Source organism: Nocardiopsis sp. LDBS1602, assembly GCF_035818715.1.
In the GTDB taxonomy this organism is placed as follows: domain Bacteria; phylum Actinomycetota; class Actinomycetes; order Streptosporangiales; family Streptosporangiaceae; genus Nocardiopsis; species Nocardiopsis alba.
The window spans coordinates 507,629-519,968 of sequence record NZ_JAYLVW010000003.1 but is presented as its reverse complement, the minus strand read 5'-3'; the positions used below and the strand labels follow the sequence as shown (position 1 = coordinate 519,968).

13 protein-coding genes and 4 tRNA genes are annotated in these 12,340 nt (G+C 69.8%); 7 read left to right on the top strand and 10 right to left on the bottom strand.

Annotation, left to right across the window (positions count from 1 at the left end; all coding sequences use genetic code 11):
• Positions 1-107: 107 nt before the first annotated feature.
• Positions 108-1,301 carry an MFS transporter gene (locus U9J66_RS14335; RefSeq protein WP_326337911.1) on the top strand — a complete coding sequence of 398 codons (1,194 nt, stop codon included), beginning with the start codon at positions 108-110 and terminating at the stop codon, positions 1,299-1,301.
• Between the two features lie 84 nt (positions 1,302-1,385).
• Here U9J66_RS14335 and U9J66_RS14330 read toward each other — a convergent pair whose 3' ends face one another.
• Both U9J66_RS14330 and U9J66_RS14325 read right to left on the bottom strand, forming a co-directional pair.
• Complete coding sequence (locus tag U9J66_RS14330; protein ID WP_014911914.1) at positions 1,386-2,111, bottom strand: rRNA methyltransferase; 726 nt, start codon at positions 2,109-2,111, stop codon at positions 1,386-1,388.
• A 79-nt stretch (positions 2,112-2,190) separates the two neighbouring features.
• Positions 2,191-2,265, bottom strand: a tRNA-Asp gene (locus tag U9J66_RS14325).
• Between the two features lie 98 nt (positions 2,266-2,363).
• On the opposite strand from U9J66_RS14325, the gene U9J66_RS14320 reads away from it, so the two are divergent.
• Positions 2,364-2,771, top strand: a complete 408-nt coding sequence (locus U9J66_RS14320; protein ID WP_014908956.1) for an RNA-binding S4 domain-containing protein — start codon at positions 2,364-2,366, stop codon at positions 2,769-2,771.
• A 45-nt stretch (positions 2,772-2,816) separates the two neighbouring features.
• Here the strand turns inward: U9J66_RS14320 and U9J66_RS14315 are convergent, their stop codons facing one another.
• Entirely contained in the window at positions 2,817-3,605 is a 789-nt protein-coding gene (locus U9J66_RS14315; protein WP_326337909.1) for an alpha/beta fold hydrolase, read from the bottom strand.
• A gap of 246 nt (positions 3,606-3,851) precedes the next feature.
• Between U9J66_RS14315 and U9J66_RS14310 the strand changes: the two genes are divergently transcribed.
• The 3 genes from U9J66_RS14310 (at position 3,852) to U9J66_RS14300 (ending at position 5,582) form a co-directional block, all read left to right on the top strand.
• Positions 3,852-4,781, top strand: coding sequence for a PP2C family protein-serine/threonine phosphatase (locus U9J66_RS14310; protein ID WP_017534517.1), 930 nt, complete (start codon positions 3,852-3,854; stop codon positions 4,779-4,781).
• 88 nt (positions 4,782-4,869) lie between these two features.
• Positions 4,870-5,367 carry a DUF2975 domain-containing protein gene (locus U9J66_RS14305; protein ID WP_014911300.1) on the top strand — a complete coding sequence of 166 codons (498 nt, stop codon included), beginning with the start codon at positions 4,870-4,872 and terminating at the stop codon, positions 5,365-5,367.
• A complete protein-coding gene (locus tag U9J66_RS14300; RefSeq protein ID WP_326337908.1) occupies positions 5,367-5,582 on the top strand; it encodes a helix-turn-helix domain-containing protein in 216 nt (71 codons plus the stop codon). The genes U9J66_RS14305 and U9J66_RS14300 overlap by 1 nt, the downstream gene beginning before the upstream one ends.
• Positions 5,583-5,639: 57 nt before the next feature.
• Here U9J66_RS14300 and U9J66_RS14295 read toward each other — a convergent pair.
• The 4 genes from U9J66_RS14295 to U9J66_RS14280 all read right to left on the bottom strand — a co-directional run bounded on the left by U9J66_RS14295 (position 5,640) and on the right by U9J66_RS14280 (position 7,633).
• A tRNA-Phe gene (locus U9J66_RS14295) sits at positions 5,640-5,713 on the bottom strand.
• A 29-nt stretch (positions 5,714-5,742) separates the two neighbouring features.
• Positions 5,743-5,817, bottom strand: a tRNA-Asp gene (locus U9J66_RS14290).
• Between the two features lie 92 nt (positions 5,818-5,909).
• A tRNA-Glu gene (locus U9J66_RS14285) sits at positions 5,910-5,982 on the bottom strand.
• Between the two features lie 91 nt (positions 5,983-6,073).
• Positions 6,074-7,633 carry a metallophosphoesterase family protein gene (locus U9J66_RS14280; RefSeq protein WP_326337988.1) on the bottom strand — a complete coding sequence of 520 codons (1,560 nt, stop codon included), beginning with the start codon at positions 7,631-7,633 and terminating at the stop codon, positions 6,074-6,076.
• An 85-nt stretch (positions 7,634-7,718) separates the two neighbouring features.
• Between U9J66_RS14280 and U9J66_RS14275 the strand changes: the two genes are divergently transcribed.
• Both U9J66_RS14275 and U9J66_RS14270 read left to right on the top strand, forming a co-directional pair.
• Positions 7,719-8,069 carry a metallopeptidase family protein gene (locus U9J66_RS14275; RefSeq protein ID WP_014911118.1) on the top strand — a complete coding sequence of 117 codons (351 nt, stop codon included), beginning with the start codon at positions 7,719-7,721 and terminating at the stop codon, positions 8,067-8,069.
• A 226-nt stretch (positions 8,070-8,295) separates the two neighbouring features.
• Positions 8,296-9,633, top strand: a complete 1,338-nt coding sequence (locus U9J66_RS14270; RefSeq protein WP_014912026.1) for an MFS transporter — start codon at positions 8,296-8,298, stop codon at positions 9,631-9,633.
• A gap of 165 nt (positions 9,634-9,798) precedes the next feature.
• Here U9J66_RS14270 and U9J66_RS14265 read toward each other — a convergent pair whose 3' ends face one another.
• The 3 genes from U9J66_RS14265 to U9J66_RS14255 form a co-directional block, all read right to left on the bottom strand.
• Positions 9,799-10,059, bottom strand: coding sequence for a PspC domain-containing protein (locus U9J66_RS14265; RefSeq protein WP_014908525.1), 261 nt, complete (start codon positions 10,057-10,059; stop codon positions 9,799-9,801).
• 186 nt (positions 10,060-10,245) lie between these two features.
• Entirely contained in the window at positions 10,246-10,857 is a 612-nt protein-coding gene (locus U9J66_RS14260; RefSeq protein WP_042282380.1) for a TetR/AcrR family transcriptional regulator, read from the bottom strand.
• Positions 10,858-11,083: 226 nt separating this feature from the next.
• Complete coding sequence (locus U9J66_RS14255) at positions 11,084-12,286, bottom strand: aminotransferase class V-fold PLP-dependent enzyme (protein ID WP_326337906.1); 1,203 nt, start codon at positions 12,284-12,286, stop codon at positions 11,084-11,086.
• Positions 12,287-12,340 lie beyond the last annotated feature (54 nt).

Below are 12,340 nucleotides of genomic sequence, written 5' to 3'. Positions count from 1 at the left end.
GCCCCGACCACATTCCGTTAATAAATATGCCTCGTACGGCACGGATGTCACGTTTCCCACACCGCTCGGAGCGACAATCTCGATAGCCGACATATGAAGGAGCCGTAATGCGAGCGGAAGTCGGGGAGCGGACCACCCGCTCCGGGACGGCGGGTGGCAACCTCGCCCTGGCGACGGCGGCGTTCGCGCTGACCTTCTGGGCCTGGAACCTGATCGGCCCTCTGTCACGCACCTACAGCCAGGAGTTGAACCTGACCCCGGCCCAGACGTCGATCCTGGTCGCCTTCCCCGTCCTGGTGGGGTCGCTCGGCCGCATCCCGGTGGGCACCCTCACCGACCGCTACGGCGGCCGGGTGATGTTCACGGCCCTGTGCCTGCTGAGCATCGCGCCGACCTTCCTCGTCGGCCTCTCCTCCGCCTCGTATGGAATGCTGCTGTTCTGGGGCTTCTTCCTCGGCGTCGCGGGCACCTCCTTCGCGGCGGGCATCCCGTTCGTCAACGCCTGGTACCGCCCCGAGAGGCGTGGGTTCGCCACCGGCGTGTTCGGCGCGGGCATGGGCGGTACCGCGCTGTCGGCCTTTCTGACGCCCCGCCTGGTGGAGGGCCTGGGGCTGTTCACCACCCACCTGCTGATGTGCGTCGCCCTGGCCGTGATGGGCGTGGTCATGTGGATGTTCGCCCGTGACGCCCCCGAATGGCGGCCCCGGACCGAGCCCGCGCTCCCCCGCATCCGCGAGGCCCTCAAGCTGAAGGCCACCTGGCAGGCGTCGGCCCTGTACGCGCTGGTCTTCGGCGGTTTCGTGGCCTTCTCGACCTATCTGCCGACCCTGCTCACCACCGCCTACGACTTCGCTCAGACCGACGCGGGCGTGCGTACCGCCGGGTTCGCGGTGGCGGCGGTCGTCGCCCGACCGGTCGGAGGCATCCTGTCGGACCGGATCGGGCCCGTGAAGGTGTGCCTGATCTCCTTCTTCGGCACCTGTGCCTTCGCCCTGGTGCTGGCGCTGCACCCGCCCGCGGAGTTCCCGGCCGGACTCTCCTTCACCCTGATCGCCGTGACGCTGGGGCTCGGCACCGGGGCGGTGTTCGCCCTGGTGGCCAAGTTGGTCGAACCCTCCCGCGTGGGCACGGTCACCGGTCTGGTCGGCGCGGCGGGCGGCCTGGGCGGCTACTTCCCGCCACTGTTGATGGGCGTGGTCTACCAGGCCACCGGGGCCTACACGCTCGGCTTCGTCCTCCTGGCCCTGGTCGCGCTCCTGGTGGCCCTGTACACGACGCGGGCCTTTCGCCGGGTGGGGTGAGGCCGCCGCGCCCGATGGGGGCGGTGCGGGACGGACGTCCGTTCCGCGCCGCCCTCGACTCGTCCACAGGCTGTGGACGGGCCCCTACAGGGCGGCCAGGTCCCGGGCCCGGAGCAGGACCGCCGAGCGGTTGCCGACCTTCACCCGCTCCAGCGCCCGCACCCCTTCGGGGAGGCGGACCCGGCGGGTACGGGCCGTCACCACCACCACGGAGTTGCGGGGCAGCACCCGACCCATCGAGGCGAGTAGCCCACGGACGGGGTCCTCGGGGGCCTCTCCGTCCCAGTGCGTCATCTCGCCATAGGGCACGTCGGTGATCACCAGATCGGCGTCGACCGGCTCGGTGAGGGAGAAGACGTCGGCCACGGCGGACTCGTGCGGCAGGTCGCCGCCCATCGCCGCCAACCCCGCGGCCAGGTCCCGCGCCGCCTCGGCCCGCTCCACGAAGGCGACCCTGCCGAAGTCGCGCGCCGAACGTCGCAGTTCGCGCTCGCGTTCGGCCAGTCCCTCTGCGGTGAGGAGTTCGAGGTTGCGCGCGGCGATGCCGACGGCGTCCGAGGACACGTCGCTCGCGCGCACGTGGGTGAGCAGGTCGCGGTGGAGCAGGCCCAGGACGGTCACCAGATAGCCGCTGCCGCAGCAGGGGTCCCACAGGCGGACCCGGTCGCCCTCGACGTGCACCATCGCCCGCTGGAGGAGTTCGTCGGCCAGTCTGACGGGGAAGCCCGGGTATCCCGGTGCGGATCGCAGTACCTGTCCGCTCGCCAACGCCGAGTGGTCCGCACGCTCCGTGGCGTACCGGTAGCTCACAACCGTCCCCCGTCTCGCCTACAACGTCCCCGACAACGCCGAAGGCCCGGTGTCGGCGGACACCGGGCCTTCGATGCTGCGGTCCTGACGGGATTTGAACCCGCGGCCTCCACCTTGACAGGGTGGCGAGCACTCCTAACTGCTCCACAGGACCTCGTTGCGTGTACAACTCTAGCGCGACTTCGGAGCGCTTCGTACCGCCGGCGCCCTAGAGTGACTCGAAAGCCGTTCGTACGACGAGAGGATCCCGGCGTGACCGACCCGTCCACCCCTCTGCCCTCCGGCCCCGACACCACCCGGGTGGACCGGTGGCTGTGGGCGGTACGCCTCACCAAGACCCGCTCCGACGCCGCTCAAGCCTGCCGTGGCGGGCATGTGCGCGTCAACGACCGCCCCGCGAAGGCGGCCACCACGGTCAAGGTCGGGGACCGGGTGAGGCTGCGTCTGCACGGGATCACCCGGATCGTGGATGTGACCCACATCATCGTGAAGAGGGTCGGGGCGCCTCTCGCGGTCCGCTGTTACGACGACCTCACCCCCACCCCGCCGCCGGAGGCGACCGGGCCGGTGATCCGCCGCGACCGCGGGGCCGGGCGCCCCACCAAGAAGGACCGCCGCATGCTGGAGCGCCTGCGCTCCGACGTCCCCCCGCCCGCCTGACCCGAGCGCCCCCTGTCCCGGCTCCATCGGGCTGATCCGCTCCCTCTAGGACAAGGGGTGGTCGGCGAGGAAGTCGACGACCGCCTCGGTGGCCTTGGGCGCGGCCTCGTGCGGGTAGCCGTGCCGGGCGCCGGGCAGGATCAACGTCCGGGCGTCCGGGATCCGCTCGGCGAGCAGTTCGGCGTTGGCGACCGGGGTCAGCTCGTCGTCCTCGCCGTGCACCACCAGGGTCGGCGCCTGGATCAGCGGGAGGCGGTCCCACCCGTCGTGCTTGAGGCTGGCCTCGTAGTGACGACGCTGGGCCCGCAGCGGGTTGCGCGGAAGGATCCGGGCGACCGTCTCCGGGTGGGAGTCGGCCCACTCGGGCATGTAGAAGAGGTGGGCGATGAGGACGCGCCCCTCCTCGGTGTTGGCCTTGCGAAGGGCGACCGACGCGTGGTGGGGGCGCTCGACCTCGTTGTCCCCGCCGGGCGCGGTCGACCCCAGCACCAACGCCCCGACCCGTTCCGGCGCCGACGCGGCGAGGGTCTGGGCGACCTTGCCGCCCATGGAGAAGCCGTACACATGGGCCCGGTCGATCCCCAGGTCGTCCAGGACCGCCAGGGCGTCCCCGGCCAGCAGTTCCATGCTGTAGGGCCCGTCGACGGGAGCGTCGCTGCCGCCGGTTCCGCGCAGGTCCATCCGCACCACACGGTGGTGTTCCGCGAGGTCGGTGTACACCCCCTCCCACATCTCGTGGTCGAGGGATTGTCCGTGGATGAGCAGCAACGGCTCACCCGCCCCGTGGACGTCGTACCAGAGGCGGGTTCCGTCGGCGGCGATCGCGTGGTTCACGTCAACGGACACTACCGGACATAAACGTCGAACGACCTGGGCGATCCCCCTCGACGGAGGGCACGGTAGGGTCTCCCACTGGTCGTGGTGGAGCACGGAAGGGGCCTCGTGGGGCACAGGCGCGTGACCGGGCTCGCACCCGGCCGTGAGGCTCCCCGCATCGGGGCACGTTCCACCCGTTCGGTTCGAACCGAACCCCCCTCGACGAGCATCTTCCCAGTACCCACCACCGGTTGAGGAGCGCGTATGAGAACCCCTGTCATCGCCGCCGACTCCGACCAGGGTCCGCGAGCCGACCAGGAGGACGCCCACTCCCATCGGATCCTCACCCCTTCCGAAGGGTGGTGCGCCTCCCTGGCCGACGGCTTCGGCGACCACCCGCGGACGGGTGAGGCCGCCGAGCTCGCCGCCCGCACCGCCACGGAGGCCGAGGGGAGCGCCCTGGACGCGCTCCGGGCCGCGTCCGAGGCGATCGCCCGCGTCCATCCGGGAGCGGACTGCGCGATGGTCCACGCCCGCCAGGGCGACGCCGACGACCTCGTCGACATCGCCTGGGTCGGGGACTGCCGCGTCTGGACCTGGAGCCCCTGCGAGGGGCTGCTGCGGCATACCAGGGACCATACGCAGGGCCAGAGGATGCGCGACCGGGGCATCTCGGACCATCTCGCCCGGATCCGCGACCACGCGCTGACCCGCTCCGTGGCCACCGTGCTCCCGGACGACATCGGCACCACCACCGCGCCCGCGGCGGAGCTGGTCCTGTTGACCTCCGACGGCGTGCACGACCACGTCGACGAACTCCTCCTCGCCGAGTTGGTCGACGAGCACGCGGACACCCCCGAGGCCCTCGCGCGCGTCCTGATCGAGGCCGCGCGGGAAGGCGGAAGTCACGACAACGCCACCGCGCTGGTCGTCCGGTCGCCGATGCGCGTCTCGGAGCATCCGTCCCGTCAGGAACTGATCCTGGGCGGGCTGGACCTGGTCGGCGGCTTCGACGAGGAGGAGCCCGCACTGCGCAGGCTCGCCGAGGATCGTGCCGTGGGGATCGCCTGCGACGGATTCCTGTCGCGCGACGGCGTCACCTACTGGTGCACGAAGGACTCCGACCACACGGACCACCACGTGAGCTGGCACGGGGTCACCTGGGCCGAATCGGAGTCGTACCACGTCTCCTGAGCACCCGCCTCAAGAATGGTGACCCACGTCACTCATAGAAACCTGTTCATCTATTGATTTTCGATAGGAAACGATCGATAGTCGATATATGGATCGCTACTTCATCATCCTGCTGCGCGCCGCCGCCCTCGCGGCGATCCTGGTCGGACTCTTCGGCCAGTTCGTGGTCATCCCCGGCATGGCCGCCGACGAGGTCGCCCTCGTCCCCCAGTACGCCCCCTTCGCCACTCCCTACGTGACGGTCGCCGTCCTCATCGTGGCCTGCGTCCAGGTCGCCCTCGGCGCCGTGTGGGCCCTGCTCGGCATCCTCGACCGCGACGCCCTCTTCACCCCCAGGGCCTTCCGGTGGGTGGACGTCATCATCGGCTCGACGGTCGTGGCGACCCTGCTCACCGCCGGGATCGCGGTACACCTGACCGTGGCGGACATCCCCGCCCCCAACGGCAACATGGACGTGATCGGCGCGATGGGCGCGGCGATGGTGACCACCGCCGTGGGCGCCGCCCTCGCGATGCTGCTGGTCCTGATGCGCGGGCTGCTGCGCAAGGCGACGAACCTCCAGACCGAGATGGCCGAAGTGATCTGATGGCGATCATCGTCGATCTGGACGTCCAGCTCGCCCGCCGCGGCATGTCGGTCGGAGAGTTCGCCAAGGCCGTGGGGATCACCCCCGCCAACGTCGCCGTGTTGAAGAACGGCCGGGCCAAGGCGGTGCGGTTCAGCACCCTGGACGCCATCTGCCGTGCCCTGGACTGTCAGCCCGGGGACATCCTCCGCCGGGTCCCGGACGCACCGGAGTGAACGGGCCGGACATGACGAACGCCCGGGGGCTCGTGGCCTCCCGGGCGTTCTTCGATGTGGCTAGGGGCGGGGTCGAACCGCCGACCTTCCGCTTTTCAGGCGGACGCTCGTACCGACTGAGCTACCTAGCCGCGATCACCGACGATGTCGGCGATACCTGCGGTCCTGACGGGATTTGAACCCGCGGCCTCCACCTTGACAGGGTGGCGAGCACTCCTAACTGCTCCACAGGACCTTGTGGCGCTTCCACACCCGGCCGGTCCGACCCGGTGTGTCTCGCTGCGGTTCCCATTCTGCCAGATGTCCGGCAGTGGTCTGACCGCTTCGTACCCCCAACGGGATTCGAACCCGCGCTACCGCCTTGAAAGGGCGGCGTCCTAGGCCGCTAGACGATGGGGGCCTGTGTGACCCCCTCAGCATAGGGGAGATTCGCACCAACTCCAAAGTGATAACCGAATCCCGACGAATCCCCTGAAGAGCCGGGTCCCGGGTCAGGACGAGGGCTCCTCGCTCGGAGAACCCTCGTCCTCGTCTTCGGGCACCTCACCGACGACACGGTCCGGGTCGGCCTCGATATGCCGTTCGACCTGCGCGGACGTGAGGCCGATCCCCCCGAGATCGATGTCGTCGCGCGCCTGGAGTCTTCCGGTCTCGGCGTCGAAGTACAGCACGGAGGCCTGATAGGGCGTGGGCCGTCCCCTGCCCTGTTCCAGACCGCTCAGACCCGCGCCTCCGGTGGATCCCTGTACGAGGAACCGGGTGCCCAGGTCGGTGAGCTCGGTGGATCTGCTGTGCTCGTTCCCGGCCAGGGCCAAGGGGACCACCCCGTCGAACGGGCGGGCCTGGGTCCTGGTGTGCAGGATCGCCACGTCCACGTCGTCGTCTCCTCCGGCGATCGACGCGGCCTGCTCCTCACCCAGCGCCGCCACTCCGGCGGCGTCGGGGTTGAGTCGGGTGGCGTCCGGGGTGAACCGGGGATCGCCCGCCCCGTAGAAGGTGAGTCCTCCGACCTCGGCCACGTCGTCGTCGAGGACCACCGCGTTGGGCTGGGCCGCGACCGCCCGCTGCGTGCCCATCGAGTCGTGCTGTCCGCGCACCCAGACGTAGGGCACGTCCAGCTTGCCGATCTCCTCGGCGAAGGCGTCCTCGGCGGCGCTGCCCCGGTCGGTCAGGTCGCCGGAGTCCACGATCACGTCCACCGCGTACTGCTCCCGCAGGGTGCCGATGATGCTCCAGGACGCCGGGTTGAGCTGGATGTCGGACACGTGCAGGACGCGGATGACCGACTCGTCCTCGTCGTAGACCGGCAGGGTCGAGGTGGCCTCGTAGATCATCGCCACGTTGCCGACGAGGCCGGCGAGCTGCTCCTGGTACTCGCTGAACCGACTGACCACGTCGTCGGCGCTGCCCACCACCTGGGGCGCGCCCGCGATGAGACCCGTGTAGCGCGGCTCGGCGATGGCGCTGGGGTTGAAGGTCAGGGCGGCCGCGCTCCCGGAGGCCACCAGGACGACCAGGGTGGTGAGGGCGCTCGCCAGGGCGCGCCGGGCGTTCCGGAACAGCAGGAACCCCATCAGGGCCGCCCCGAGGACCGCCACGATCAGAGAGCGCAGGACGAGGGCGATCACGCCGTCGGTGAGGTCGGCTCCGATGCCCGCCGCCATACGGTCGATGGCCTCGGGGTCGGTGAACATCTCCTCCGCGGCTGACAGACGGATGTCGGTGATGGCCGCCTCGATCCGCAGCGGCGCCGCGTGGGTGTCGAAGGCCAGCTGCCCCAGTGGGGCGACGTTGACGACCGTCTCCCCGTGCCACTGCGGGCTCAGCGAGAAGGTGACGTCGGCCGGGCCGATGGGGGTGACCACCTGGCCGCCCAGGGCCAGGCCGAGCCAACCGCCGAGCAGACCGGCCACGACGACACAGCTCCAGCGCCACGGGCGTCCGGAGCGCCATCGGCCCAGGGTCGCGCGCACACGGCCGAGCAGCTCGCGCGTGCGGTCGAGGGCACCACGAAGGTCGTAAGCGCGGATCTGTGACAACACATCCCCCATCATGCCGTTGCCGGGGGCCGTTCCCAATGCTTCCTCCCGCGCAGAGTGTTATGTCTCTTCCACCCCGCGCCGTGGAGGCCCCACAATGACAGGTGTGGTGGAACTGACACGTAGGGACTTCGAGGAACTGGTCGCCGACGCCCTGGACCGCATCCCTCCCGAACTGGCCCGGCTCATGGACAACGTGGTGATCACGGTCGAGGAGGAGTCCGAGGAGGGGCTCTTGGGCCTGTACGAGGGGATCCCGCTCACCGAGCGGGGCGACGCGTACTTCGGGGTGCTCCCCGACCGGATCTTCATCTACCGGAACAACATCTGCGGGATCTGCGATACCCCGGAGCAGGTGGTGGAGGAGGTCCGCGTGACCGTGATTCACGAGATCGCGCACCACTTCGGGATCGACGACGACCGTCTCACCGAGCTCGGCTGGGGCTGAGGCGCCCCTGGCCGGGAGTCCGCCGATCCACCGCCCTCACCTGCGAGAACGATCCGTGCATCGCGTGGGTTCCCCGCGCAGAACAGCATTCACGGGTGTTACCGGGAGCAACGAATCAGATACGAATACTCCTGACCCGCTTGCAGGCCGGCCCGCGTTCCGGAACCGTTGGTCATGGGGATACGACTCAGCGTGATCACAACCCGGTAACAGTAGGGAGTGCCCGGTGGGCGATCCGAACATCGACAGGGACCCCGGTGACGAGGAGCGCGCGCCCTCCACCGAACGGGACGACACATGGCGGAGCAGTTACCGCGACGTCATGGCGATCGGCGAGTTCCGTTCCATCTGGCTGGCCCACGCCCTGTCGGTGATCGGCACCAACCTGCTGAACATCGCGACCGCGCTGCTGGTCTACAAGGTCACCGAGTCGGCCTTCGCGACCGGTGTGACGCTCGCGCTGAACTTCCTGCCGCCGTTGATCGGCGGCCCCTTGCTCTCCGGGCTCGCCGATCTCCTGCCCAGGCGTCGGGTCATGGTGGCCTGCGACGTCCTGCGGGCCTGCGTCATCGTCCTCATCGGCGTACCGGGCATGCCGATCTGGGCGATCTGGTGCCTGATGTTCTTCTCGGTCCTGCCGGGCATCCCCTTCGCCGCGGCCCGCGCGGCGCTGCTCACCCAGATCATCCAGGGCGAGCGCTACGTGGCCAGCACCACGATCATCCAGTTGACCGCCCAGTTGGGCATGCTCATCGGTCTGATCGCGGGGGGTATGACGGTGGCCGTCGTGGGCCCCAACGTGACGGTGATGGGGACGGGGCTGCTCTTCGCCCTGTCCGCGCTGATCCTGCTGGTGGGCGTCAAGGCGCGTCCGCTGCCCCCGCGCGAGGAGGCTCCGTCCGACGGTCCGGCTACGACGGGACGCCGCCCCCACCTGCTGTCGATGTTCCGGGACGGCGCGAAGCTCGTCTTCTCCGACCCCAAGCTGCGGGTACTGATCCTGATGGCCTGGCTCGCCGGTCTGTACGGCATCCCCTACGGGTTGGCCACGCCCATGGCCGCCGAGGCCGGCGGCGGCCCCACCGCGGCGGGGTTCATCATGGCCGGAGCGGCGATCGGGGCGTTGTTCGGCGGCCTGATCCTCACCCGTCTGGTCCCTCCGACGACCAGGATCGGATTGCTGGGACCGCTCGCCGCGTTGACGTCGGTCCCGCTCCTGCTCTGGGTCTTCCAGATGCCGCTGTGGGCGATGGTGCTCGCCCTGGCGGTGTGCGGCGCGGCCGGCTCCTACCAGTTCGTGGCCAACGCGGCCTTCGTCCTGTGCGTGCCCCGGGAGGGGCGGGCCCAGGCGTTCGGCCTGGCGGCCTCGGGCATCCAGGTGGCCCAAGGGGTCGGCATCCTGGTGTCCAGCTACTACGTGGAGTCCTTCGGCACCGGTCCGGTGATCGTCACGGCCGGCGCGGCCTCCCTGGTCCTCGGCGTCCTCTTGGCGGTCCTGTGGTCCCGCCGGTCCGCTGAGGTCATCGCCCGTATGGAGGAGACCGAGTCGGAGAAGGCGGCCTAGACCGCCCGGCCGGCCCTCTCCGACCTCACGGTCTCACGGGTCGGGGTCAGCACTCCGTACCCCCGTGGTCACCGCGGGGCTCGCAGGCCTCCTCGGCCTCGTGCTCCTCGCACTGGACGCGCGCGTCCCGACGTCGCCAGTCGGGGTGTGCCCTCAAGCTCCACATCATCGATCACTCGGCTTTCCCTGGAAGTTACGGATGATCTGCTCCAGCAGAGAACGGCGCTCGCTCTCGGCCGGCATCAGCAGCCAGGCCACGATGTAGACGAACACACCACTGAAGCCCAGCAGGGTGAAGACCGCGAAGAGGACGCGGATCAGGGTGGAGTCGATGCCGGTGTAGGCGGCGATACCGCCGCAGACACCGGTCAGGAAACGGTCGGAATCACTGCGCTGGAGTCGTTTGCTCCCGAAGTTCTCGCTCATGGTTCCAGCCTGCCCGTTCGGTGCGACGTTTCCCATCGGGGACAGCCCTGGGCCGCCCCTGACTTCCACCCCCCGGCCCTTCCGGGGGAGGGTCCTCGGCGGGGCCGAACCCCGCGTGAGGTGTGACGGATGGGGCTGGTGTGACGTTCCGGAGATCTGGACCACACATGTCGGCGAAGGCCTCGATCAGGGGCGCTCGTCGCGCCCGAAGGCCTCTCCCAGGGAGCGGAAGGCGTGCCGCAGAAGGGTACGGGCCGCCTCGATATCCGGATCGTCCCCGTAGGGGACACGCTTCATGGTGTGCCGGATGACGGACATCGCGGAGGCGGCGATCAGCGAGGAGCGGATGTCGTCGGCGGGGGTGCCGGAACGTTCCGCGATGGCGGCGGCCAGTTCCTGTTCGGCCCGATGCAGTCGGGCGAGGAAACCGGGCAGAAGCTGGGGTTCGCGGTCCAGGAGCTCCTTGCGTCGGGCGGCCTCGGCCCGGTGCGTGGCGAGGTCTCCGGAGCCCAGGAGGGAGTCGATGAGCAGGTCGATGAGGTCTTCGACGAAGTCGCCGGTGGGCCCGCCCTCGACGAACACCTCGCGTTCGTGTTCACCGGGTGTGAAGGGTCCGTCCCCGAGGAGGGCCTCCTCCTTGGTGGCGAAGTAGTTGAAGAAGGTGCGCGCGGAGACCTCGGCCGCGGCGGCGATCTCCTCCACGGTCACGTTCTCGAGTCCGCGCTCCAGGGTGAGCCGAACCGCGGCGCCCTGGAGTGCACGCCTCGTGGCCTGCTTCTTTCTCTCTCGCAGCCCCATCGGTCCTCCCCAGTACACGACCAATAATTTCAGACCGTGCAAACATTCTCAATGTGTATTTTTTCACCCAACGCACGCGGGTCCGGCCCTTACGGACCGGACCCGCGTGCGGAGCGTGCCCTTGGGGGCACGCGTTGCTAGAAAGTACACGACGGCGGTGACACGGGGTAAGTGTCGAAGGCCCCGCGTGAACGCCCGTCGGCACCGGACCCATGGGGGATCCGGGCTACGCTCCCCCGTTCCGGGCTCCTCGGACGATGCCCTCGACGAGCTCCAGCGCCCGGTCCACCCTCTGCGGGGTGACGAAGTAGTGCGGCGAGGCCCGGACGATCTCCGTCAGGCCGCGCCGTTCCATATCGATCCGTGTCGACGCCTCTCGGCTCACCGTCACGGTCACGTCGGCGCGCGCCAGGGCGGCCACGACCTCGGGCGCCGGCACGCCCTCCACGTCGAACGTGACGATCCCCGAGTGTCGGGCCCCCAGGTCGTGCACTCTCACACCCTCGATCCGGGCGAGCCCCTCGCGCAGCCGGCCGCTGATGCCCCGGACCGCCTCACGGATCTCCGGGACGCCGAGTTCCAGGGCGTACCGCGCCGCCTCGATGAGCCCGAGCCGGTCCGCGATGCTCGATTCCCAGAGCTCGAACACCTTGGCGTCGTCGCGGGCCCGTGTACGGTCCGGAGCGGTCCACTCCCCACCGTGGTGGTCGATCTCGTCCAGGATCAGATCGTCCAGGATGGAGCGGCGCGCGTACAGGAAGCCCGTCCCGCGCGGGCCGCGCAGCCATTTGCGTCCCGTTCCGGCGATGAAGTCGGCCCCGGTCTCGTCGGCGCGACACGAGATCTGGCCCACGGACTGGCATCCGTCCAGGAGGACGAGGGCCCCCGCGTCGTGTGCGGCGTCCACCACCTCGCGTACCGGATTCAGCAGACCGCCGTTGGTGGGGGCGTGCACGAGGGAGACGAACCTGACCCGTTCGTCCAGGAGTTCGCGCAGCGCGGTCGGGGAGACCTCTCCGGAGGGGTCGGAGGGGACGACCTCGACGCTCGCCCCGACCGCCTCGGCCCGACGCAGCATGGCGACGGCGTTGCCTCCGTATTCGACCTCGGTGATCAGGATCCGGTCGTTCTCCTTCAGGGGGATCGACCGGAAGGCCGCGAACCACGACCGCGTGGCGCTGTCGGTGAAGGCGATCTCCTCGGGGGCGCATCCGAGCAGTTCGGCGAAGACGGAGTAGCCCGCCTCCAGGTCCTCCTCCCGTTCCGCCGCCGCGCGGTAGCCGCCGATCTCCGTCTCCCTGCGCAGATGGTCGACGACGGTGTCGGCCACGCGCGCGGGCGCCAGGGAGGAGCCCGCGCTGTCCAGGAAGACCTGGCCGTTCCGGCAGCCGGGGGTGTCGAGTGCGGTCGTCTCCGGGTCGATCGTCATGTGCTCCACCGTTCCTCGTTCACCGGGGGTCGCGCACCCTCCCAGAGGGGGTGG

Coding starts and splice junctions, on each gene's coding strand:
- U9J66_RS14335 (WP_326337911.1), top strand. CDS start 108: ATGCGAGCGGAAGTCGGGGAGCGGACCACCCGCTCCGGGACGGCGGGT.
- U9J66_RS14310 (WP_017534517.1), top strand. CDS start 3,852: ATGAGAACCCCTGTCATCGCCGCCGACTCCGACCAGGGTCCGCGAGCC.
- U9J66_RS14305 (WP_014911300.1), top strand. CDS start 4,870: ATGGATCGCTACTTCATCATCCTGCTGCGCGCCGCCGCCCTCGCGGCG.
- U9J66_RS14300 (WP_326337908.1), top strand. CDS start 5,367: ATGGCGATCATCGTCGATCTGGACGTCCAGCTCGCCCGCCGCGGCATG.
- U9J66_RS14280 (WP_326337988.1), bottom strand. CDS start 7,633: ATGGGGGATGTGTTGTCACAGATCCGCGCTTACGACCTTCGTGGTGCC.
- U9J66_RS14275 (WP_014911118.1), top strand. CDS start 7,719: ATGACAGGTGTGGTGGAACTGACACGTAGGGACTTCGAGGAACTGGTC.
- U9J66_RS14265 (WP_014908525.1), bottom strand. CDS start 10,059: ATGAGCGAGAACTTCGGGAGCAAACGACTCCAGCGCAGTGATTCCGAC.
- U9J66_RS14260 (WP_042282380.1), bottom strand. CDS start 10,857: ATGGGGCTGCGAGAGAGAAAGAAGCAGGCCACGAGGCGTGCACTCCAG.
- U9J66_RS14255 (WP_326337906.1), bottom strand. CDS start 12,286: ATGACGATCGACCCGGAGACGACCGCACTCGACACCCCCGGCTGCCGG.